At 39.0% G+C, this 22,377-nt stretch carries 26 protein-coding genes; 19 read left to right on the forward strand and 7 right to left on the reverse strand.

Annotated elements, in window-relative coordinates; genetic code table 11:
• Positions 1–13: 13 nt before the first annotated feature.
• Positions 14–1,189: a MalY/PatB family protein gene (locus tag AC1DUW_RS03810; protein WP_053348750.1), complete on the reverse strand. Its 1,176-nt coding sequence runs from the start codon at positions 1,187–1,189 to the stop codon at positions 14–16.
• 103 nt (positions 1,190–1,292) lie between these two features.
• On the opposite strand from AC1DUW_RS03810, the gene AC1DUW_RS03815 reads away from it, so the two are divergent.
• The gene (locus AC1DUW_RS03815; RefSeq protein ID WP_053348751.1) at positions 1,293–1,553 is read left to right on the forward strand and encodes a DUF1871 family protein; all 261 of its coding nucleotides are present in this window, start codon (positions 1,293–1,295) and stop codon (positions 1,551–1,553) included.
• Positions 1,554–1,592: 39 nt separating this feature from the next.
• Here the strand turns inward: AC1DUW_RS03815 and AC1DUW_RS03820 are convergent, their stop codons facing one another.
• Positions 1,593–2,438, reverse strand: a complete 846-nt coding sequence (locus tag AC1DUW_RS03820; protein WP_053348752.1) for an alpha/beta fold hydrolase — start codon at positions 2,436–2,438, stop codon at positions 1,593–1,595.
• Positions 2,439–2,762: 324 nt separating this feature from the next.
• Here AC1DUW_RS03820 and AC1DUW_RS03825 point away from each other — a divergent pair, with 324 nt between their 5' ends.
• Positions 2,763–3,263, forward strand: coding sequence for an Lrp/AsnC family transcriptional regulator (locus AC1DUW_RS03825; protein WP_053348753.1), 501 nt, complete (start codon positions 2,763–2,765; stop codon positions 3,261–3,263).
• Positions 3,260–4,426 carry an aminotransferase gene (locus AC1DUW_RS03830; protein ID WP_053348754.1) on the forward strand — a complete coding sequence of 389 codons (1,167 nt, stop codon included), beginning with the start codon at positions 3,260–3,262 and terminating at the stop codon, positions 4,424–4,426. Before AC1DUW_RS03825 ends, AC1DUW_RS03830 begins: the two co-directional genes overlap by 4 nt.
• Before the next feature lie 165 nt (positions 4,427–4,591).
• Here AC1DUW_RS03830 and AC1DUW_RS03835 read toward each other — a convergent pair whose 3' ends face one another.
• Positions 4,592–4,945, reverse strand: coding sequence for a helix-turn-helix domain-containing protein (locus AC1DUW_RS03835; protein WP_053348755.1), 354 nt, complete (start codon positions 4,943–4,945; stop codon positions 4,592–4,594).
• 482 nt (positions 4,946–5,427) lie between these two features.
• Here AC1DUW_RS03835 and yugI point away from each other — a divergent pair, with 482 nt between their 5' ends.
• Positions 5,428–5,832 (forward strand): S1 domain-containing post-transcriptional regulator GSP13, encoded by a 405-nt coding sequence (yugI, locus tag AC1DUW_RS03840; protein ID WP_053348756.1) that lies wholly within the window; start codon positions 5,428–5,430, stop codon positions 5,830–5,832.
• 480 nt (positions 5,833–6,312) lie between these two features.
• Here yugI and AC1DUW_RS03845 read toward each other — a convergent pair whose 3' ends face one another.
• The gene (locus AC1DUW_RS03845; protein WP_053348757.1) at positions 6,313–6,546 is read right to left on the reverse strand and encodes a DUF378 domain-containing protein; all 234 of its coding nucleotides are present in this window, start codon (positions 6,544–6,546) and stop codon (positions 6,313–6,315) included.
• A 210-nt stretch (positions 6,547–6,756) separates the two neighbouring features.
• On the opposite strand from AC1DUW_RS03845, the gene AC1DUW_RS03850 reads away from it, so the two are divergent.
• The 4 genes from AC1DUW_RS03850 (at position 6,757) to AC1DUW_RS03865 (ending at position 10,372) form a co-directional block, all read left to right on the forward strand.
• On the forward strand, positions 6,757–7,920 hold the full coding sequence (locus AC1DUW_RS03850) for an iron-containing alcohol dehydrogenase (protein ID WP_053348758.1): 1,164 nt from the start codon (positions 6,757–6,759) through the stop codon (positions 7,918–7,920).
• A gap of 152 nt (positions 7,921–8,072) precedes the next feature.
• Positions 8,073–9,419, forward strand: coding sequence for a glucose-6-phosphate isomerase (locus AC1DUW_RS03855; protein WP_053348759.1), 1,347 nt, complete (start codon positions 8,073–8,075; stop codon positions 9,417–9,419).
• Positions 9,420–9,749: 330 nt separating this feature from the next.
• A complete protein-coding gene (locus tag AC1DUW_RS03860) occupies positions 9,750–9,896 on the forward strand; it encodes a hypothetical protein (protein ID WP_162878698.1) in 147 nt (48 codons plus the stop codon).
• Positions 9,897–9,967: 71 nt separating this feature from the next.
• A complete protein-coding gene (locus AC1DUW_RS03865; RefSeq protein WP_053348760.1) occupies positions 9,968–10,372 on the forward strand; it encodes a YugN-like family protein in 405 nt (134 codons plus the stop codon).
• Here AC1DUW_RS03865 and AC1DUW_RS03870 read toward each other — a convergent pair.
• Together AC1DUW_RS03870 and AC1DUW_RS03875 are read right to left on the reverse strand one after the other, a co-directional pair.
• Complete coding sequence (locus tag AC1DUW_RS03870; protein ID WP_083450959.1) at positions 10,369–11,361, reverse strand: potassium channel family protein; 993 nt, start codon at positions 11,359–11,361, stop codon at positions 10,369–10,371. The two genes, AC1DUW_RS03865 and AC1DUW_RS03870, sit on opposite strands and share 4 nt — an antisense overlap.
• A gap of 547 nt (positions 11,362–11,908) precedes the next feature.
• Positions 11,909–13,195 carry a glycoside hydrolase family 18 protein gene (locus tag AC1DUW_RS03875; protein WP_053348761.1) on the reverse strand — a complete coding sequence of 429 codons (1,287 nt, stop codon included), beginning with the start codon at positions 13,193–13,195 and terminating at the stop codon, positions 11,909–11,911.
• Between the two features lie 168 nt (positions 13,196–13,363).
• Here AC1DUW_RS03875 and AC1DUW_RS03880 point away from each other — a divergent pair, with 168 nt between their 5' ends.
• A complete protein-coding gene (locus tag AC1DUW_RS03880; protein ID WP_053348762.1) occupies positions 13,364–13,567 on the forward strand; it encodes an alpha/beta-type small acid-soluble spore protein in 204 nt (67 codons plus the stop codon).
• A 63-nt stretch (positions 13,568–13,630) separates the two neighbouring features.
• Here AC1DUW_RS03880 and AC1DUW_RS03885 read toward each other — a convergent pair whose 3' ends face one another.
• Positions 13,631–14,374: a glycerophosphodiester phosphodiesterase gene (locus tag AC1DUW_RS03885; protein ID WP_477642024.1), complete on the reverse strand. Its 744-nt coding sequence runs from the start codon at positions 14,372–14,374 to the stop codon at positions 13,631–13,633.
• 151 nt (positions 14,375–14,525) lie between these two features.
• Between AC1DUW_RS03885 and AC1DUW_RS03890 the strand changes: the two genes are divergently transcribed.
• From AC1DUW_RS03890 to AC1DUW_RS03935, 10 genes are all read left to right on the forward strand, one after another.
• On the forward strand, positions 14,526–15,353 hold the full coding sequence (locus AC1DUW_RS03890) for an undecaprenyl-diphosphate phosphatase (RefSeq protein WP_053348764.1): 828 nt from the start codon (positions 14,526–14,528) through the stop codon (positions 15,351–15,353).
• Between the two features lie 375 nt (positions 15,354–15,728).
• Positions 15,729–17,051 carry an APC family permease gene (locus tag AC1DUW_RS03895; protein ID WP_053348765.1) on the forward strand — a complete coding sequence of 441 codons (1,323 nt, stop codon included), beginning with the start codon at positions 15,729–15,731 and terminating at the stop codon, positions 17,049–17,051.
• A gap of 148 nt (positions 17,052–17,199) precedes the next feature.
• Positions 17,200–18,393, forward strand: a complete 1,194-nt coding sequence (locus AC1DUW_RS03900; RefSeq protein ID WP_053348766.1) for an MFS transporter — start codon at positions 17,200–17,202, stop codon at positions 18,391–18,393.
• 89 nt (positions 18,394–18,482) lie between these two features.
• Positions 18,483–18,821 carry a hypothetical protein gene (locus tag AC1DUW_RS03905; protein ID WP_056525653.1) on the forward strand — a complete coding sequence of 113 codons (339 nt, stop codon included), beginning with the start codon at positions 18,483–18,485 and terminating at the stop codon, positions 18,819–18,821.
• A 110-nt stretch (positions 18,822–18,931) separates the two neighbouring features.
• The gene (locus AC1DUW_RS03910; RefSeq protein WP_477642025.1) at positions 18,932–19,183 is read left to right on the forward strand and encodes a hypothetical protein; all 252 of its coding nucleotides are present in this window, start codon (positions 18,932–18,934) and stop codon (positions 19,181–19,183) included.
• Between the two features lie 232 nt (positions 19,184–19,415).
• The gene (locus tag AC1DUW_RS03915; protein WP_161804977.1) at positions 19,416–19,571 is read left to right on the forward strand and encodes a hypothetical protein; all 156 of its coding nucleotides are present in this window, start codon (positions 19,416–19,418) and stop codon (positions 19,569–19,571) included.
• 21 nt (positions 19,572–19,592) lie between these two features.
• A complete protein-coding gene (locus AC1DUW_RS03920; RefSeq protein WP_053348768.1) occupies positions 19,593–20,282 on the forward strand; it encodes an STAS domain-containing protein in 690 nt (229 codons plus the stop codon).
• Between the two features lie 250 nt (positions 20,283–20,532).
• Positions 20,533–20,682: a hypothetical protein gene (locus AC1DUW_RS03925; RefSeq protein WP_161804978.1), complete on the forward strand. Its 150-nt coding sequence runs from the start codon at positions 20,533–20,535 to the stop codon at positions 20,680–20,682.
• An 18-nt stretch (positions 20,683–20,700) separates the two neighbouring features.
• Complete coding sequence (locus AC1DUW_RS03930) at positions 20,701–21,132, forward strand: hypothetical protein (RefSeq protein ID WP_477642026.1); 432 nt, start codon at positions 20,701–20,703, stop codon at positions 21,130–21,132.
• A gap of 271 nt (positions 21,133–21,403) precedes the next feature.
• The coding region (locus AC1DUW_RS03935) for a penicillin acylase family protein (protein WP_477642027.1) at positions 21,404–22,377 on the forward strand (974 nt) is incomplete at its 3' end.

Raw genomic sequence — 22,377 nt, forward strand, 5'->3', positions numbered from 1 at the left:
TCTTTGTTATTTCTTATGAAAAAGCCAATTTTAATCGATTAAGCCCATCCAACAGCACACTGCGTGAACAACCAATATTCATCCGGACGAAACCTTCTCCACCTGGGCCATATTTTGAACCAGGCTCTAATGCGAGCTTCCCTTGATGGATCAGTCGTTCCTTAATTTCCTTGTCGTTCAATCCTAGATCACGGCAGTCAATCCATAAAAGGTAAGAGGCATCCGGATGCATGACATGCAGTGCAGGAATTTCAGCAGCAATGAATTCCTCTGCCACTTTTATATTCTCCTCGATGTAAGCAATCATGTCTTTCAGCCAGGGTAAGCCTTCTCGATACGCGGCTTCCATAGCTGTTAAAGCTAGGATGTTCAGTCCATGAAAGGCCAGTTTCGTTTGAGCCTTTTGCAATTGCTTTTGCAGTTTTTCATTACTGGTGATCAGGAATGAAGCTTGAATGCCGGCAATATTGAATGTTTTACTTGGTGCCATTAACGTAACTGTTATGTCCGATAATTGTTCTGAAAGTGAGGCGATGGGATAATGTCTGGATGTTGAATGGAATAAGTCAGCGTGAATCTCATCACTGACTATGATTACATTATATTTTACGCAGAGCTCGCCAATCCGCAGGAGTTCGTCTTTTGTCCAGACGCGTCCGCCGGGATTATGTGGGCTGCAAAACAGGAATAGTTTCACTCCACTTTTCAGCTTGTCTTCAAAATCCGTAAAATCAATCTTAAAGCGATCGTCTTCTATGATAAGCGGACTATTGACCACTTCACGGTCATTATTTTTGATCATATCAAAAAATGGTGTATAGACGGGTGATTGTACCAATATTTTATCACCCGGGTTCGTGAATGCTTGGATAGTTGTACCGATGGCTGAAACGACGCCAGAGCTAAATGAGATCCATTCCTTTGTGATGGGCCAGGAGTGCTGGTCACTAAGCCAGCTTTGAATTTCGGTGAAAACCGTTTCGGAAGGGACGGTATAACCGAAAATCGGATGATTCAGGCGTTCAATTAACGCTTTTTGAATGCCCTTAGGAGAAGGGAAATCCATATCGGCAACCCACATTGGCAGTACATCTTCTCTTCCATACAGTGATTTAAGCGAGTTTTTATCCCATTTTACTGATCCTGTATTTTCCCTGTTAATGTGTTCTTCAAAAATTGACTCTTTCAAAATATCCACCACCGATTTAAAAATTTGTCGTCTTCGCGAAAAGCGTGTTGTTATGATACTATGATATCATGTTCTCTGAATATATTGAGCAGGTGATGATTATATGGATACACAGCAAATGAATTTAGCGTTGGTTGCCGTTTTGCAAGAATGGGACCCTTTCCAGATTGGCGGGGAACTATATGAGCCGGAAATTGCGGATACAGTTGTTGCAATCCGAGATATAGATAACCCACAGGAACTGGCGAAAAAAATAAAATCTATCTATGAGTTCGCATTTGATGCGCCCGTTATAATGGAAAAATGTCTGGATGTTGCAAAGAAGCTGCTAATCATAAAGAATGATGCCAGCTGCTCGATCTAAAGACAGTGAAGGATGACCCGAAATAAGGGTCATCCTCTTTTATGTTTGGATAGTCGGTGTCCTTAAAAATTCCTTAATTAAGTGATACACTTCTTCGGGCTTCTCCTCTGGAAGCAGATGTCCTGAATTTTCTAAGACGGCAAGTTTTGAATTAGGAAGGTCTCTATGTAACCTTTCACCAATCTTCAGGGGTACTACGTTATCATGCCGCCCCCAAACAAGCAGACAAGGCGTTTGAATCGAATAAAGGTCCTCCTCTAATAAATCGACTTCCTTATCGCGTAGCATCCTTCCTAGCGCACGAAATATATCATGATTCTTAATGAATGGTTCTAGATAGCCTTGCCGCATTTCATCATCAATCATGGCTTGATTATGAACAACGTTTTTCAAGTTCTTTTCTATCCCCGACTTTTGTAGATACCGTTTTATTCCGAACGAAAAGAAAGGCAGGTAGCTAATCATCTTCATTTTTTCTGAATAGCTAGGCTGATAGCCTGAACCGGCAAGGAGAATGGCATGTTCGACCAGGTCCGGATGTGATTTAATGAGTTGCAAGGAAACCTGGCCACCCATAGAGTGCCCGATGATACTAAATTGCCTGATGTTTTTGCCTTCTAAAAACTGGACAACGGATTTGGCGATATTCTGGAAAGAATATGTATATCGATAAGCTTTCCCGCTTTGACCGAATGGAGGAAGATCTATCGAGATCACATTGAAATCTTGGATTAAATAAGGTACTAATTTACGGAAGCTGAAGCTGGATGATAAAAACCCATGCAGTAAAACAAGGGTCGGAAAGGAATCATTAATTTGATCATATTCAAAATAGATATCAATATTTCCCACCTGTTCAATGCCTTTAATTGTATGACCTTCCATATGAACCCCTTCTCTATTATTATTTCTCATCTAAATAAAGAGATATTGTCTCAATCACAGATTTTCCCTGAAAATCCAAAAATTCTGTTCTTTAATGCTGTTGCATAACAGTAATTGTAATAATAACCATGAAAAAAGACAATTACTATAACAGGTTTTCAATCAATTTTGATATAATAGTGTAAGTTTATCCTGACAGAATAGGACTTATTAATTTATATTGTCGTACTTGATTTTATAAAAGTCTAATAAGGTAATTCATCAGACTATCTGCCAGCCAAACATCACGTCTAAATTAGTGAATTCCAAAAGGGGGGTTTTCCAATGCACTTGAATGAAGAGGAATTGGAAGTCTTGAGAATCATTGAAAATAACAGCCGGATTGATCTTAAGGATTTGGCGAAAATGACCGAGTTATCAGAAGCGGACATTGAAGTAACATTGAAGAAATTAGAAGACATGCGTGTGATTGTCCGTTATTTAACAGTTATTAACTGGGCAAAAGTGGATGAATACCATGGTGTCACTGCGATGATTGATGTAAAAGTAACACCAAAACGCGGTGTTGGTTTCGATGAGGTCGCAAAACGAATTTACCGGTTTAAAGAAGTAGAGTCCGTCTATTTAATGTCTGGAGCCTATGATCTTTCCGTCATCGTTGAGGGACGTTCGATGAATGAAGTGGCAAGTTTTGTATCAGAAAAACTTTCGACACTTGATTCTGTTATATCTACTACGACTCACTTTATAATGAAAAAATACAAGCATGACGGCACTATATTTGATCAAACTGAAGAAGATAAGCGGATAGTGGTGTCACCATGATTAAAACGAGTTATGTTTCAAGGACGATTGCAGAGCTAAAACCATCAGGAATTCGCCGCTTCTTCGACTTGGCTGCCAATTTGGAGGGTGTCGTCTCACTTGGTGTAGGTGAACCGGATTTCGTTACATCATGGGCAGTAAGGGAAGCAGCTATCAACTCATTGGAGGAAGGATATACCTCATATACAGCTAATGCCGGATTATTTGAATTAAGGTCAGAGATCAGCAAATATATGGAGAAGCAGTTCCATGTTTCGTATAGACCTGAGGATCAAATTATTGTAACGGTTGGAGCAAGCCAGGCGCTCGATATTACGCTGAGAACTATTTTGAATCCAGGTGAAGAAGTTATCGTTGTCGAACCTTGTTTTGTCGCCTATGCACCCCTAGTGACCATGGCAGGGGGAATCCCAGTCACGGTTCAAACCTCTAAGGATGATGACTTTAAGTTAACACCCGAACAACTTGAAGCGGCGATTACTCCTAAAACGAAGGCCGTTTTAATTTGTTCGCCGAATAACCCTACAGGTACTCAACTTGAGCAGGCAGAATTAGTGATGCTTGCTGATATCGTTAAAAAACATGATTTGCTAGTTATTTCCGATGAAATCTATGCGGAGCTTGCTTATGATGAAGTATTCACTTCTTTTGCAGCTATTGATGGCATGATGGAACGTACAATCGTAATCAATGGATTTTCTAAAGGTTTTGCGATGACTGGATGGCGTCTAGGATTTGTATGTGCGCCTAAAGAAATTTCTGAAGCAATGCTGAAGCTTCACCAATATGCGATGATGTGTGCCCCAACTATGGCGCAGCATGCTGCATTGGAAGCATTAAAGCACGGGATGCAAGATGTGGAAGAGATGCGAAGGAGTTATCGAAGAAGAAGGAATTATATAGTGAAATCGTTCAATGACATCGGTCTGGACTGCCATAAACCAGGAGGGGCCTTTTATGCTTTTCCATCTATCGAAAAAACAGGGATGACTTCGATGGAATTTGCAGAAAGACTTCTGAAGGAAGAACTAGTTGCTGTTGTGCCGGGAGATGTATTTGGGGAAAGCGGTGAAGGGCATATCCGTTGTTCTTACGCTTCTTCCATGGAGCATCTTCAAGAAGCACTGAAAAGAATGGAACGTTTCATGAAGAATCATAGTTGAATAAAAGCAAAAAAAATAGGGATCTGTCGTTACTTACGACGGATCCCTTTTCCATAGGGGGAATTAGAAAAAAGAGTTAATCTAATGGATTAACATAGAAAGTGTTAATCATAGTATATCCGATAATTTGGAAAAAAATACATGTACAACCAGCGTTTTTTTAAATTAAGTTTGTGTGTTATATAATTTATTCATAACATTCAGAATTTGTTCTTCACTAAAATCTTTAGCTGTTCTTAGGATAAGTATTGCCTTTTCGGTTCCGATCTCCTCAATTAGCTTTTCGATTTCCTCGTCAACACCAGCGGCATTCACTGTTGGACTAACTTTTAAAAATTCTGAAGCTGGAATATCAAGAACGGTAGAAAGCCGCAAAATGGTTTGTGTATCAGGGACTGACTCACCTGATTCATACATTTCAATTTTCTTGGTGCCAATACGTAATTTTAAAGCCAGTTCCTGTTGAGTGAGGTTATGATCTTCTCGGTACTGACGGATGTTCTTCGCGATATTTGACATTGTCAAGCACTCCTTTATCAGGAAATATTCTTTATATGATTATTTTACCATATTATAGTATAAGTAAAGTGAATGAATATGTATGTTTTGTGAAAAAACGCCACATCGAGAAAATATCGAAGCGGCGTATTTGGGATGTTACATTAGATTTATCGACTTGAGAAACACGGGGATAATCATGATTGGTACGATGTAGCGAATCAAGAAATACCAAACTCTTCAACACTAGGTAGTGTTTTAAAATTACAATCTTTAGAAAAATAAGTGAATATGTTAAAGGAAATCATGTTTAATTGCATATTTTTAGGTTAAGTTATAAATAACAATCTTATAATAATAAGTATTTCCAAAAAACAAACATTTTTATTGAGTAAAAACCTAAAAAGTATGATATACTTAACTTTGATTATTTTCCAATTATGTGATATAATTTTTTATTGCGTGAAAAGACGAAAAAATATATATAAAATAGGAGTGTTACCATGTCTGAAAAATTCGAAATTGGTGCGGTAGTTACTGGCAAAGTAACTGGTATTCAACCATACGGTGCATTTGTTGCTCTAGATGATTCAACTCAAGGTTTAGTTCATATTTCTGAAATTACTCACGGATTCGTAAAAGATATTAACGAACATTTAAAAGTGGGCGATGAAGTAAAAGTTAAAGTGCTTTCTATCGATTCAGGTGCTGGAAAAATTGGCTTATCGATCCGCGCAACAGAAGAAGCTCCTGAGCGTACTGAAGCTCCGAAAAAAGCTCCGAAAAAACGCCAAGCATCTGTTAAAGCAACATCTCACATCGAATCTACTGAAGGCTTCAACTCTTTGAAAGACAAACTTCAAGCTTGGATTGAGCAATCTCAACGCGAAGACCTAATCAAAAAATAATTTTTTTAACCGACAGATCATTTGATCAGTCGGTTTTTTTGTGCTTATTAGCATTATATTTCATATAGCATTTCGACCCTTCATACTCAAACCATCAACTCGCCAAAGTGCGGGTTATCTCTGTTTGAACGGTGAAAATAATTGCCTCTATCGGGAACTTTCATGGTCGGACGACGACAGCCATGTCGCTCTCCAATACGGAATATAGAGATGAATTCCTCTGGTTTTTATTGCTGATAAATTAAGTTAGGTGGAAAATGTTTGCTTGTGATTGAAGAAGAATTGAAGCCGGATATAAACTCTGTAAAGCTGTAAGAAAATGCGAAAACATCATTCGATTTGTACCTCCGATGTAATTGATAAGCCAGAAATTGATTACGCATTGAAAAAAAGTATTAATTAAAATAAAGCCGGGGCATGAGGTTATCATGGACCGGCTTTGTTTATAGGACAAACAAATTATCTATAGACTTAAGACTTTCAACGAGTTGGTTTAGCTTCAGGCTCTCTTGAAACTTCAGGACTTGGTTTGAAGAGAAGACCAAGGTTAATAAGACCGGAAATTCCTACTATTCCATAAACGATACGGGCCAATGCAGCATCTTGTCCGCCGAAGATAGAAGCAACTAAATCGAATTGGAAAAACCCGATTAATCCCCAATTCAAGGCACCGATAATTGTAAAAACAAGTGCAGTTCTTTGTATTCCACTCATTGTACAGCCTCCTTTTTTAATAAGGTAGTTCTTTATTTATCATGCTTTTTCACCATGCAAATATACATCCGGACAAAACTTCCGAACGGATACTTTGTATTTATATGGAACTTTCGGCATAATGAAGAAAAGAAAAAACTCACCATTGCCCAAGAGGTGGATATCGTGGCCTGAAAAAGAGGACAATGTGTCATAAAAGGAGAGAATGCATTGGAGAATTTTACTTATAAAAATCCTACTAAATTAATTTTTGGGAAAAATCAGCTTGAAAGTCTAAAAGCAGAAATTCCACCCTTTGGTGATAAAGTGTTACTTGTATACGGCGGTGGAAGTATAAAGAAAAATGGTCTGTATGATAAGGTAATCACAGCATTAGGGGAGATTAATGCGGAAGTACATGAACTTGCCGGAGTTGAACCGAATCCACGCATTTCTACAGTCCGTAAAGGTGTGGAGCTTTGTAAAGAGCATCAAATCGACTTTGTACTTGCAGTTGGCGGAGGAAGCGTTATTGACGCTACAAAGGCCATTGTTGCAGGTGCGAAATATAAGGGAGACCCATGGGATCTCGTAATTAAAAAGGCACCAGTGAATGAAGCCCTTCCGTTTGGAACAGTGCTGACTTTAGCTGCAACTGGTTCTGAAGCAAATCCAGGTTCTGTCATAACAAATTGGGAAACGAAAGAGAAATACGGATGGGGAAGTCCTTTAGTTTATCCGCAATTCTCCATTTTAGATCCCGTAAATACTTTTTCAGTTCCAAAAAATCAAACGGTCTACGGGATGGTTGATATGATGTCACATGTGTTTGAATCATATTTTCATCCAGAAACCCATGCACCTCTTCAGGACCGTTTTTGTGAATCTCTCTTGTTGACGGTCATCGAAACGGCTCCAAAACTATTGGAAGACCTGGAGAATTATGAGCATCGGGCTACGGTATTATATGCGGGAACCCTTGCCTTAAATGGATCTCTAGGGGTTGGTTACAACGGTGATTGGGCTACACATAATATTGAACACGCAGTTTCGGCGGTATATGATATCCCCCATGCTGGAGGATTGGCTATCTTATTTCCAAATTGGATGAAACATGTGCTCCATGAAAATGTCAACCGTTTCAAGCAGGTTGCAGTCCGCGTATTTAATGTAGATCCGAAAGGTAAAACGGATGAGGAAGCTGCGCTTGAGGGCATTGAACGACTTCGTACATTTTGGAGCAGCTTAGGGGCGCCGACACGTCTTGCGGATTATGGTATCGACGACTCGCAGTTAGAGATCATGGCTGATAAAGCCATGAGCAGAGGAGATTTTGGCCAATTTAAAGTGTTGAATCGCGAAGATGTTCATGCCATTTTACGGGCATCGTTATAATTCGAGTTATAAAGCTGAGTTCTCCCACCACAAAAGGTGAGAGAACTTCTTGAACAAGGGTATAATCTGATGTTTACTTTATCGATTTCTTGATTATGATTAATACATCAGATAAAGTGAAAGAGAAACTTTAAATTAGAGGAGGAATTGGCTTGGCCCATTTACATTTCGATTATTCAAAGGCTCTACCGTTTTTTGGAAAGCATGAAATGACTTATTTACAGGATGCTGTAAAAGTGGCACACCATTCTCTGCATGAACAGACAGGGGCGGGCAATGAGTATCTTGGCTGGATTGATTTACCTGCTAATTATGATAAGGAAGAATTCTCAAGGATTAAAAAAGCTGCCGCTAAAATAAAAGATGATTCAGATGTGTTATTGGTTATCGGAATTGGCGGATCCTACTTAGGGGCACGTGCTGCCATTGAGATGCTTCAACATAGTTTTTATAATCTTTTGCCTTCGGATAAAAGAAATACACCACAAATTATATTTGTCGGTAACAATATCAGCTCTACATATATGCAAGATGTTATGGATTTATTGGCGGATAAGGATTTCTCAATCAATGTAATTTCAAAATCGGGCACGACAACTGAACCTGCTCTTGCGTTCCGAATTTTCCGGAAACTGCTCGAACAAAAATATGGTGTCGAAGAAGCGAAAGGCCGGATTTATGCGACCACTGATAAAGAAAAGGGCGCTTTAAAAACGGTAGCAACTGAAGAGGGCTTCCAAACCTTCGTTATTCCTGACGATGTTGGTGGCCGTTATTCAGTATTAACAGCAGTAGGGTTGCTTCCAATTGCAGTGAGCGGTGCAGATATCGACCAAATCATGGAGGGTGCCGAACATGCAAGAGTGGACTTCAGTTCTTCTGAGCTAGCTGATAATCAGGCATACCAATATGCAGTGGTCCGCAACGTTCTATACAATAAAGGTAAGACTATTGAAATGCTGATAAACTATGAGCCTGGACTTCAGTACTTTTCCGAGTGGTGGAAGCAGTTATTCGGAGAGAGTGAAGGGAAAGACCAAAAAGGAATTTTCCCTGCATCCGCCAACTTTTCAACTGACCTGCATTCATTAGGACAGTATGTTCAGGAAGGACGCCGCGATCTTTTTGAAACGGTCATCAAAGTGGAAAAAGCCCGTCATGAAATTTTAATTGAGGAAGCGGACAATGACTTGGATGGTTTGAATTATTTGGCGGGAGAAACGGTGCAATTTGTCAATAATAAAGCTTTCGAAGGTACGCTGTTAGCTCATACAGACGGTGGTGTTCCAAATCTGATTTTATCGGTGCCGCAGCTAGATGCGTATACATTTGGCTATCTCGTATATTTCTTCGAGAAAGCTTGTGCGATGAGCGGTTACCTACTAGGAGTCAATCCATTTGATCAGCCTGGAGTGGAAGCGTATAAGGTGAACATGTTTGCCCTTCTAGGTAAACCAGGTTATGAAAAGAAAAAAGAGGAGCTCGAACAGCGCCTATAATCATTATTAAAAAAGGTATCAAGCTGGATAACACTGTCCAAGCTGATACCTTTTTTGTTTTTATCTAATTTTAGTAAATGTAAATCAAGGGGAAGTTAAAATACATCCCTGATAATGGTAATCAAAATATTAAAATAGAAGTGAGGGATTATTGATGCAAGTATCATCGAATTCCAGTTACCCAGGTTCTACAAGTTCTGCTACGGGTAGCTTGGCAAGTGCCAACAAAGTGCTTGAGAAACAGAGGAGTGAGCTCTAGGCAGATATTCAGGAAGCTTACCTATCGGATGAAATGGCTGAAGCAATGAGGTCCAGCAGCTGCAACAAGAAATGCAGCAAATTGAGACAAATACAGCAATTGCAAATGGACGAGACAAAAGAAGCAATAAAGGTGAAGAGACTACGAAAAAGAGTGGGGATAGCTTGGAAATCAGTGACAAAGCTAATCTCCTCTATGCTCAAACGAGGGAGGAATAGTAGTAATCCCCAGGTTTTTTTAAAGGCTTTTTGGTTATGCTAATAAAAAATTAGCGAAAGAGGTTTTTACAATGATTAAAATATCTTCTGAGTTGGAAGGGAAAACATTCGGTTTATTTGATCTGGAGACGAAGTTAAAACCAGAAGGCTATGTGATAGGCGGAGGCTGGGACTATGACCATGGATCTTTTGATTATAAAATGGATGACAGTGATGGTTATCAATTTTTAAGAATTCCTTTCAAGGCTGTTGATGGGTCTCTTGATACGGATGGGGTGATGGTAGAACTTTTACAACCGTTTTTGTTAGCTCATAAGTACGAGGATGGTACTGACGATGAAGGAAATATAGGTAACATTGCAGCCTCCTTCAATCAGTTTGCTGAACCGGAAAATCCAGATGCGGAGTTTCCGGAGAACTATATCTCATACGGAAAATCACTAGTCCATGATTTGGAAAAGCTTTTAATACATTAATCTTCAAGGATTAGTAGGGTGTCATTATGATGAATGATTATATCTGCAGGGGGCTTGATAATTGTCTCGCCTCCTGAAATGATACCGACTAATAAAATGTTTTTATCAAATAACTTACCGCTCAATTGTTTGAACGACAAACCTGTCCATTCGATATGAGTGGGCAGCTGTTTAATGTTCAAACTCCACTTTTCTATTTTCTCTTCAAACTCTCCTTCCATTCCTTTCGATAAACAATCCTGCATATATTCACTCGCAAACTTATTCGTTTCTACGATACGATCTGCACCAGCTCGTAATGCATTTTCCTTTTGTTCCTGCGTTAAAATTTCCACAAGACAATACACATTCGGATTTAGTCCTTTGACCGCAAGTAAGGTTAAAATCGAGAACATGTCCGTTTGAAGTTCGTTTTGCTTTAGATCAGCAGTGATAAGAACTCGTATGGCTTGTTTTATATTAGCTTGTTGCAAAACGGAATCTAAGGTTGCTTTTCCTTGTACAAAGTGGATATTTGTTCTGGGTAGCGGGTGCTTTTGTAACGTATCATCTATCAGGACAATGGCTTGATGATGCTTACTATCATGAATGTCACTGATGATTCTTTTAGAACGGCCATTCCAGCCAACGATGATAATATGTCCTCCACTAGAGAATTCCTTTTTCCCGGTTAGATATTGCTGTTCAGTGGAGATAGACATTTTAGCAATGTAAGCAAAATAAGAAGTGACTAGGCCGGCACCTGACAAAATGAGAAATATTCCAATGATCTTTCCAATATTCGTCATTGGAGTGTAATCTCCATACCCTACCGTTGACATAGTTACGATTGCCCAATAGATGCCATCAAGTAGGGTAGGGAAATTCCGTGGCTCAACTAGATGAATCAGAATACCAAATGAGAGTAAAAATAGCGCGATGATAGTAAGCAATCTAATAAAACGCGGAATTCTTGGAAAGACGGTATTGAATGGTTTGATTCGAATCATGTTTTTTCACACCCCCGAGCTGTCCTTTTTAGTATGGACAAAAAAGGTTTTGCTCATAAGGCTTGGCTGGACAAATTTTGAATGAGTCCTCTCATGAAAAAAAAATTGTCATTATAGTAACAAGGAGTATAGAAGAATCTGAGGGTGAAAACCTGGGTATTATGAAGTTTTTTGATAATAGTAAATAAAAAGCGTTAAGTGATAGGTAACGAGCTGGATGATTCGATTGTGTATGTGGATGGAACAGGTATCCAATTCATTTATATATGTCGACATCGGATCCAAAGTACCTTCTAGATCAAGGGTTCATAATGCAAACTAAAAAATTTCTTGATGGATTCCTTGATTTTGTCGAGACTGATATCAAAAAGGTAAAAAACCTAAGCTTCAGCAGGTGATTAAGGAGGAAAAATGATAAAAGCCTTCCGTTAAACGACGGAAGGCTTTTATAGATGAGTCACGTATCCTGGAACTGGACTTTATGCTCGATGTTAGATTATATGCAAGCACTTTCCGCGATATTCCTGAAAGTTTTACTATTGGCGATTCAAACCCTTCTTCGTACGTTAAAGTTATCGCTTATAAGAAGCCAGTTTTGAGGGAAGGCTAGACCGAGCTTCCAATAACTCATACCTCTTAGATTCAATTCTTTGATTAAATCAAACTTTGCCTGAATAGATCGGGCATCTTCAAACCAGACCTCATGCTGTTTATCCTCAACGTCTGTATATCTAAAATGAGGAGCCTGCGCTTTTTCATCATACTCGATTGATACGTTATTGGTTGCTGCAATCTGGATGGCCTGCTGTGGACTGATGGCCTTGGCAATGGAACCCTGCACAAAGGGCAATGTCCAATCATAGCCATAAAGATTTTGCCCCATCAGGATTTTGTTGGCTGGAATATCCGTGATGGCATATTCGAGAACATCGCGGACAGGGCCTATTGGTGATACAGCCATTGGGGGCCCGCCGCTATATCCCCATTCATATGTCATGATGATAACAAAGTCGACAATTTCACCATGCGCTTTATAGTCATGCGCTTCATACCAGCGTCCTTTTTGCTCTGCACTTGTTTTCGGAGCTAGCGCAGTTGATATGAACCATCCTTCTTTTTTGAAACGTTCCTTGGCTTTTCGGAGAAATTGATTATAGGCTTCTTTATCAGACGGCCGTAAAAACTCAAAGTCAAAGTGGATATCCCGGAAACCATATTTTTTCGCAGTTGCAACGATGTTGTTCAGGAACTTATTCTGAATGGAAGTATTCGTTAAGATGATTTGCCCGAGCTCATCGCTGAATTGGTCATTTTCCTGATTCGTGATTACCATCATTAATACATTTTTATTTTCTTTGGCAATGGTAGGAAAGTTGTTGAGCAATGGCTCCTTTAAGGAGCCGTCACGAAGCGCCTGAAAGCTGAAAGGAGCTAAATAGGTTAAATAGGGCGCAGCTTCCCTTGCAGCTGTCTCAAGGGCCGGTGCGACGGTCGTGCCACGTGGCTCGACATAGCCATTAAATTCAGCTGTCCTTTTCTTTCGTGCAGGAATGTAGAGACGGTATCCAACGGATAAAGATTGATTTTCGGAAATACCATTTATATTTGCCAATTCTTGAACAGGGACACCAACTTTTTTAGATATCGAAGATAAACTATCGCCGGATTGCACGAAATAATAACTGCCGACAATTGGAATGACAAGGGCCTGCCCCGTAACAAGATTATTTGGGTTAGGGATCTTATTTGTTTCCACGAGCCGGTCAACGCTTACGCTATACGTCTGGGCGATGCCAAATAACGTCTGGCCTGGCCTAACCACATGAATTTGCAATTCTTTTCCCTCCTACTGAAAGTTTCCTAACAGTTTATGAGACTAAAAAGAAATTCATGATAAAGAGCTTTGGATTGAAGGGAACGTAAAGATAAAATAATTCAATAAATTGGCAATAATAATTTAAGCTTAAAATGCTAATTAATATTAGTAGGAGGTGAAAAACACATGGCAAACAACAATAGCAGCAATCAACTAGTAGTAGCTGGTGCAGAGCAAGCTCTACAACAAATGAAGAATGAAATCGCTAGTGAATTTGGCGTAAACTTAGGTGCCGACACTACTGCTCGTGCTAACGGATCTGTTGGTGGAGAAATTACAAAACGTTTAGTGCAAATGGCTGAACAACAATTAGGCGGATATTCTCGTTAATTAACTGAATAAAAATGGATTAGGAAGAGAAGGAGCATCGTCCTCCTTCTCTTTCGCATTATTTTAGTCGCTTGTTTGCCAAGCTTTTAAGATCTTGATTGCCTTTTCAGGAAAGTCCGTCATAATCACATCGACATCCATTTCAGCGAGCCTGATAATGTCAGCTTTATTATTGGCTACCCAAGGGCGGATTTTATATCCAAGTTTTTTCGCTTTTTCACTAATTGCTGGAGTCAGGCTATTTTTATCTGGATGAAAACCCGATTCTTTTTTATCATGTAAGATTTCTTCGAAGTTTTCAGGAAGTCCCTCGAACAATAATGCACGTTCAAGTTCTGGGGCAAGCATCTTCACTTTTTCAATGGATTGATGGTTGAAGGAAGAGAGGATCACCCGATCTTCCATTCGATATTTCCGAATTAAATCAATGATCTTCTGTTCAATTCCTTCGTAAGCGAGTTTATCCGTTTTGATTTCGATATTCATCAATAAAGAATTTCCCCTTGCCCAGTCGAAAACCTCCATTAAAAAAGGAATCCGCTCCCCAAGGAATTCCTTGGAAAATTTGCTCCCGGCATCTGCTGTTTTCAATTTTTGTGCTGAACAATCTTTTACATAACCTAAAAGAGAAGTAGTTCGGTCAAGTGTTTCGTCATGGATAACGATCATTTCTCCATCTGAACTAAGATGGACGTCAAACTCAATTCCCTCAGCCCCGATTCGTGCTGCCTCTTTAAAAGCGGCCATAGTATTTTCAGGATGTGTTCCTTTGGACCCTCTATGGGCGAAAATTTGGATGTTTTTCAAGTTCATCACTCCTTTTAGAGTTTATCTTTATACCTATCATACATGTACCCCAAATTTCTTTCAGCAATGTTTAATAGACAATATATTAAACAACTAGTACAATACTAATGGTATTTCCATAAATAGGTGTGCGAATTATGAGGTGAAAATAATGAATATGTGGGAAATCTTTGTAGCGGTTATCCTTGGACTAGTAGAAGGATTAACTGAATTTGCTCCTGTATCATCTACAGGGCATATGATTATTGTTGATGACATATGGCTGAAATCGAACGAGCTTTTTGGAAGTGAAGTGGCCAATGCATTTAAAGTTGTAATCCAGCTTGGATCGATTCTTGCTGTAGTCGTTCTCTTCTGGGGTCGATTCATGGACTTGCTTGGTTTAAGGAAAATGAAAAACCCATCTGCTCCAGGGGGACAAAAGCTCAACCTATTGCAGATAATCGTCGGTTTGTTACCTGCTGCCGTATTAGGTTTATTGTTTGAAGATTATATTGATGAAAATTTATTTACAATGAAGACGGTTATCGTTGGATTAATTTTGGGCGCATTTTTGATGATTGCTGCGGATAAATTCCGTCCGAAGGTGACTGCAGAAACGGTTGATCAAATTACTTATAAACAAGCCCTTGGGGTCGGGTTAATTCAATGTTTGTCCCTATGGCCGGGATTTTCCCGCTCAGGTTCAACGATATCAGGTGGTGTGCTTTTAGGTATGAGCTACCGGGCGGCTTCTGATTTCACTTTTATCATGGCAGTTCCAATCATGGCTGGTGCCAGTTTGTTGAAAATTATAAAATATTGGGATATTTTCACACCCGAAGTTCTGCCATTTTTTATCGCAGGCTTTATCAGCGCATTTATTTTTGCGTTATTCTGTATCCGCTTTTTCTTGGTTTTAATCAATAAAGTTAAATTGACTCCTTTTGCCATCTATCGGATTGTCGTGGCAGTTGTGCTTATGTTTATTTTTTGGTAATACCAACTTAATGCTTAAGGAATATCACATCCATCCCTTTTATAAGGGGTGGTTTTTTTGTGTTTTTTTAAAATAATACAGAAAGTTTTCTTTAAATGTAGCGAACGATTTTATAATAAAATAATTTTTAATTCGTAATTAGTCGATAAATAATCGTTTAATTCCTAAATGTTTAAAAAATATTCGGTTTTAAGGTGTCTAATTCAGAATTAGAAAAAAATAAATAAATTTTAATAAAACGCTCTCAGTGCAGGAATACCAACAGTTCCAGACGATGATGTAATATTCCAACTATTGCATAAACTATTCCCGAATAATTTTTATGATATAATTTTAGTATAAAATAAGTACATGTGTACACGTCGGGAGGACATCATGGGGAATGACCAATTGAAGAAAACGATTGGCTTTTGGGTTGGAACATCTATTGTAGTTGGGACAGTTATCGGCTCTGGTATTTTCATGAAGCCTGGTGACGTGCTTGAGTTAAGTGGTAATTCAACAATGGCTTTATTAGCTTGGTTGATTGGTGGTTTAATTACACTAGCTAGCGGATTGACAATTGCTGAAGTAAGTACACGCATTCCTAAAACGGGTGGTTTATATGTCTATTTAGAGGAAGTGTACGGAAAAGTATGGGGATTTCTGTGCGGCTGGGTTCAAACATTAGTATATGGTCCTGCAGTTATGGGCGCACTCAGTTTATATTTTGGGTTGTTAGTGGTAGGGCTATTTAATATCTCTACGGATTATACATTGTTTATAGGAATTCTAACGATTGTATTTTTAGCCGGTATGAATCTGTTAGGGACGAAATACGGCGGTATGATACAAGCATTATCGACGGTTGGTAAATTGATTCCGATTATTTTCATTGCAGTATTCGGAATTGCACAAGGTGAGATGCCTGTATTCAATATAGATAGTGAAAGTTCAATGAAAATCAGTATGGCCGGTGCCATTTTGGCTACACTTTGGGCATATGACGGCTGGATGAATGTCGGCTTCATGGCAGGCGAAATGAAAAATCCACAGAAAAATTTGCCACGAGCGATTATTACGGGAATTCTTGTGGTCATGGTTGCCTACTTAGCTGTAAACCTTGCTATGCTTCATGTATTGGGTGCAGAGGGAATTATAGCTAATGGAACAAATGCAGCAAACGTTGCGGCCACACTTCTTTTTGGAGAATTGGGTGGGAAATTAATAGCGATCGGAATATTGGTTTCAATTTTCGGTTGTTTGAACGGGAAACTTCTAACCTTTCCGCGTATAACACTAGCAATGGCGGATAATAAAATGATGCCTGGTCATAAACAAATCAGTAAAATATCTCCCAAGTTTAAAACACCTATTAATGCAACCATTTTACAAGTGGTCATCGCAATTATCATGATGGTCGTAACAAATCCCGACAAACTTACCAATATGGCAATATTCTCTGTCTTTAGTTTTTATGGGCTTGCCTTCTTTGCGGTCTTCATCTTACGCAAAAAAGACCCGGATGCAAAAACGTATAAAGTACCTTTTTATCCGCTAGTTCCTATTATAGCGATTGCTGGTGCAGTTTATATTGTTGTGAGCACATTAATTGATACACCGTTAGATGCTCTTTACTCGGTAATTATTGTGATCGTGGGTATGCCGGTATACTGGTTGCTTACAAAAAATGAGCGGAATGAGAAGCAATCAAATTAATGATTTAAGAAAACCCTTCGCTCTTGCGGTGAAGGGTTTTTTTTTTGAATCTAAAATCTTTCCGTTCAACAACTTATGGCGAAATAGACAACTCAGGCAGATAGTATTAACATAAGAGAAAGTTTAATATTGAAAGGTTTGAACAACAGTGAATTATATTGAGCCTGCTGGTAAATCATTCAGAAAGACAATCTTGGCTTTATTTCTTGGAAGCTTTGTAACATTTGCCGATTTATATAGTACTCAACCAGTCATTCCGGTATTCGCAAAACAATTCGGAGTCTCTCCAGCGGTGGCAAGCCTGACACTATCTTTCGCTACAGGGACGCTTGCTATTTGTTTATTGCTTGTTTCCTTTTTCTCTGAAAATATCGATAGGAAAAAGATAATGGGTACAGCGCTCACATTGTCTGCATTGTTATCTATTTGTGTCAGCTTTATTCAAGACGACCTATACATCTTGATCGCAATCAGAGCGGTTCAAGGAGCGGTGCTAGCAGGTTTCCCCGCGATAGCAATGGCCTATATCAGTGAAGAATTTCATCCGAAAAGTCTGGGCTATGTGATGGGAATCTACGTGAGCGGTTCGAGTATCGGCGGACTGGCGGGCAGGCTCATTGTAGGAGTGCTGACTGATCACTTCTCATGGAATATAGCGATAGGTAGTCTTGGGGCTTTGAGTTTGATTATTAGTCTAGCCTTTTGGTGGATGCTTCCTCCTTCACAGCATGCTGTTCGCAATAAAATATCGTTGTCGAGAATTAAAAATTCACTTATAAACAACTTAAGGAATACTAGACTAGTACTCTTATTCGGCATGGCATTCTTATTAATGGGCTCGTTTGTGACTGTTTATAACTTTGTAGGTATACCATTAATGGGACCGCCGTATCATTTATCACAGACATTGATTGGTTTCATTTTTATCATCTATCTCGTCGGGACATTTAGTTCAACGTGGATGGGAAAGCTGGCGGATCAATTTAGTCGAAGGCTCGTTCTACTTTCCGGAATAGCCATCATGTTAATGGGTGCCCTTTTAACCTTATTAGGCCCACTTATATTAAAAATAATGGGCCTGGCACTTTTTACATTTGGTTTTTTTGGAGCTCATTCAATTGCGAGCAGTTGGGTCGGAAGGTTAGCTAAAAAAAGTGAGAAGGCACAAGCCTCCTCTTTATACCTTTTGTTTTACTATGCAGGGTCTAGTGTCGTAGGGGCATCGGGTGGACTATTTCTGATGAAGTTCGGCTGGAGCGGGGTCATTTCAGCTGTATCGATCCTAATCATTCTCGCTGCCGTGTGTGCCATGATGGTTGAAAAGGTGAAAATCGCTCAATAAAAGTATCTTTTCTATCATATTTGCCGAATTTCTGAATATAATCTAGTGAAAACGGATAAAGAATAATAGATTGATAAGAGAAGAGGGTAGTGGATAGAGTGAAACAAAAAGCTGTAATTCTCATTGGCTTAGTAGCCGTTTTAATTATATTATTCGTTGTATACTTAACAAGTCCAAGTCGTTTGGAAAAGGTAGAGATTGTAGAAAAATACTACCCACATTTTTCCGATGGCAAGGCGGTCGGTTTTAAGACGAACGAAGTCATTGATGTGACGGAAACCGAAGAGGGATCCAATTGCGCAATGAAATTCAACAATGGGAAAACGTTGGAAATTGATTGTGACCGTTATTTAACATATAAAATTGATGAAACAGTCTATATTACTTCTGATGGGAAACAAGTAAAGGAAATTCGAAGAAAAAGGTAGTGCTCGTCAATCACACAGAATACATAAAATAACGGTAAAGCTGATTTTGTTTAACTAACAAAATCAGCTTTTTTTACTTTGATGAATTTCGAACCAATTTCGAAAAAATTGTGGAAGAAGCAGCGACGCGACACGCTTTTACTGCTACAGGGGAACAATCGGCGGCCATTGAAGAGATTAGTGCTATTGCTGAACATCCACGCACATTAGAAGGTGAAATAGATGAGATGCAACCATTCATACGTTTAAAGTTTGGCTTTTTATCCAATCTATTTAAAAACCCAGACCATAATGGACTGGGTTTTTTATTTTTTTTTCTTAGTTTTACTTTTGTCCTTTTTATTGCGCTGAAGTATATCTAAGATTCTACGCTTGTTGTTTTTACTATTTATGAGTTCGACTAAATCACTCATGTTTTCAGATTCATAGTCTTGTTGATTTTTTTTCATCGGATTCCCTCCATGTCATATATCGTAATACCCTTTTGAAGACTCAGGTAAACGTCTTTTATCATATTGGTAATTTTAGGATATTATTTCTTTTTTCAATTATAATTTGATAAAATGTGAAAAAAGCCCTGTGTGGGAGGCCTACATGGAAGAACTAAAATTGATTGGTGAGAAAATAGAGAAATTCAAATATATTTTAGTGGAACATATTGAGTTGTTTGAAGAAGAGGAATCTCCTTTTAATTTGGAAGCCAGTAAAGAGGTACGGGCTCAGCTTATTCAAATTCATGCAGATGCGTAAATTCATGGAAAAGCTCAAGCAATGGAAAGTATGAAAAAAACGGGTATGGAGATTGGAAAGCAAATCGTGGATATGGGTATTCCCTTGGATAATCATATTGAGGAAATACAGCTGGTTCGTAATCTTTTCTGGAGTTTTATTGAAGAAGAAGTAAGCAATCGCTACTATTCCATTGAAATTTTGTTAAAGGCAAGTTCTATAATTGATGCAATCTTGGATCAGTTCATTCATAGCGTGAGTATAAGTTATGTGAATTATTATAAAGAAATAGCCACAGCGGCGAATGAATCATTGCAGAAAATTAAAGAAAATCAAGAAGTTATGGAAGAATTGGCAACACCAATTGTTCAAACCATTTTCAAAGACGTGCTTCTCGTACCGTTAATCGGCCGTATGGATGATTGGAGAATGGAGTCCATGCAATCGACGGTTCTCCAAAAATGTGCAGATTTACATGCAGAAGTTTTGATCTTGGATTTCTCTGGCATTACCTTTACGAAGGAAAATAATATGTTCTTGCTGCTTGATCAATTGGTAGGAGCACTGTCGATGATGGGAACGGAAACGATGTTTGTCGGTTATACTCCAGATGTTGTTCGGCAAATTGTCCAACTTGATTTTGCTAATCAGGTAAAATCCTTCCTATCATTCGGACAGGCTCTGGATTATATCTTTAAGCAAAGAGGGCTGGCTCTTCAACCGGTGAAATGAAGGTATCCTTTTAAAATGAGGGTATCTTTTTTTATGGTACTGCTTAAAAAAATTCCATAAACAGAGGTATAGAACTGACTGGCTTTGCTTACCGTTCCTGTATGCTGCATCAATAATTAGGTTTACTTTACCTGTATTGATTGAAGTGAAAATAAATTTTTTTATCATCATGGCAATATTTCAACATGTTATAGTAAAAAATGAAACGAATTTAGTAAAAGATCAAAGGGGATAGAAGTTTATCGACCAGATGAAATGGCCGGATTATGTGCTTGCCTCTTTTCCTTATAATTGGACATTCAAAGAGAGTTGGGTACTACTGGAAGTGCAGCAGGGCGCAAGCGTTAAAATACAAATTGGATATAGTAAAGCGCAAAAACAAGAGCTGCCTGTAAAATAAAGGGACGGTGGATAATTAGTGCTTTTTAAGAAAAGGGATGAACTGGATCCAAATAAAAACTGGTACAGTATAGGAATTATGACGGATCAAGGGCTACAAGATGAAGAATATGATGCTTTAATAAAACGCATTCACGATTCGGTCGAAAATGTAGTAATCATATCGGATTTGATCAGGGTAGAGTGGGATGAAGAAAAACTGCAAACCTTGAACGAACGATTTCGGTACCCGACATTTTCTGATCCTTGTTTTATTATTAATGAATACAAATCAGTGGATATAAAAAGAGAAAGGAAGCTTCTGGAGAAAGACCATAAATGGAAGAGGCTTTTTGGTCTTCTATCCCCGATTGAATACATGGTTGCAGAGACAAAGGCGGCCCATGACTTTGACAAGGCCCTTTATTATACGGATGATGTAGACAATGCGATTGAATATCTTACAAAATAATGATGAACACGCCGATACTCTGTTTCGGTGTGTTTCTTTATTGTTTATTCCCAGGGCGACTTTTTTCGACAGTGTGAAAAAGAATTTCCTTTTCCTCATTAAAAAATCGTGATTCCAATTGACATGATGGTTGATTCCTTTTCATATTTGATAGATAACAGGGAAAATAGAGAAAATTAGGAAGGCAGTAGGAAAGATGGATAGAAACGCGAATAACTAAAGTAGAAAAATAGAAAAAAAGAGAGCATTAAAGGGAAAGGGAGATGTAGCAATGGAAGCTGTCGTACCTCAGCAAAAACCAAAACGGAAGTGGAGAAAACGCGTCCTATGGAGCTTAGGAATTCTGATTTTCCTTTTGCTGTCTATCTTGATTGTAGCAAACGTATTTCTATCGCGCTCACTGCCGGAAACCAAGGGTGAAATATGGCTATCCGGTCTTTTGCAACCGGTTACAGTAGTGAGGGATTCCAGTGGGGTACCGCATATCAAGGCAGAAAATAATCATGATTTGTATTTAGCACAAGGGTATATTCAAGCCCAAGATCGTTTATTTCAAATGGATTTAAGCAGGCGCCAGGCTTCAGGTAGATTAAGTGAAGTGATTGGTGAGAAGACAGTTAAAAATGATAAATATTTTCGAACGCTGGGGTTAAGGCGGGCTGCTGAATCCTCCTATGCAGAATATACAAGTGAAGGGAAAGAAGCCTTGGATGTGTTTGCCAAAGGGGTAAATCTCTATATCGATGAATTGAAGGAGAACGGAAAATGGCCGGTAGAGTTCACTTTACTTGGCTATGAGCCAGAACCCTGGACGCCTGTTGATTCTCTCACTATAGGAAAATATATGGCCTATGATTTGGGCGGGAATTGGGAAGACCAAGCGTTTAGACAGTATTTGCTGCAAACTTTTTCAAAGGAAAAAGCGTATGATTTATTCCCGAATTATCCAGAGGATGCTCCTTATATTATCAGCAAGGACGAACTTGATATTGAAAAAAGCTTTGCTGGGGCCGTTATTCCTTATGAATTCAACGGCAGCAATAATTGGGTCGTTTCGGGGAAGAAAACAGATTCAGGTCAGCCGATTTTGGCGGATGATCCCCATCTAGGCTTAGCCACCCCGTCTGTTTGGTATCAAATGCACCTGGAGGCTCCGACTGTCAATGTGAGCGGTGTTATTTTTGCCGGGATTCCGGGAATCATTCTCGGTCATAATGAAAAGGCTGCCTGGGGTGTGACCAATAC

The organism is Peribacillus sp. P4_C12 (assembly GCF_056402095.1).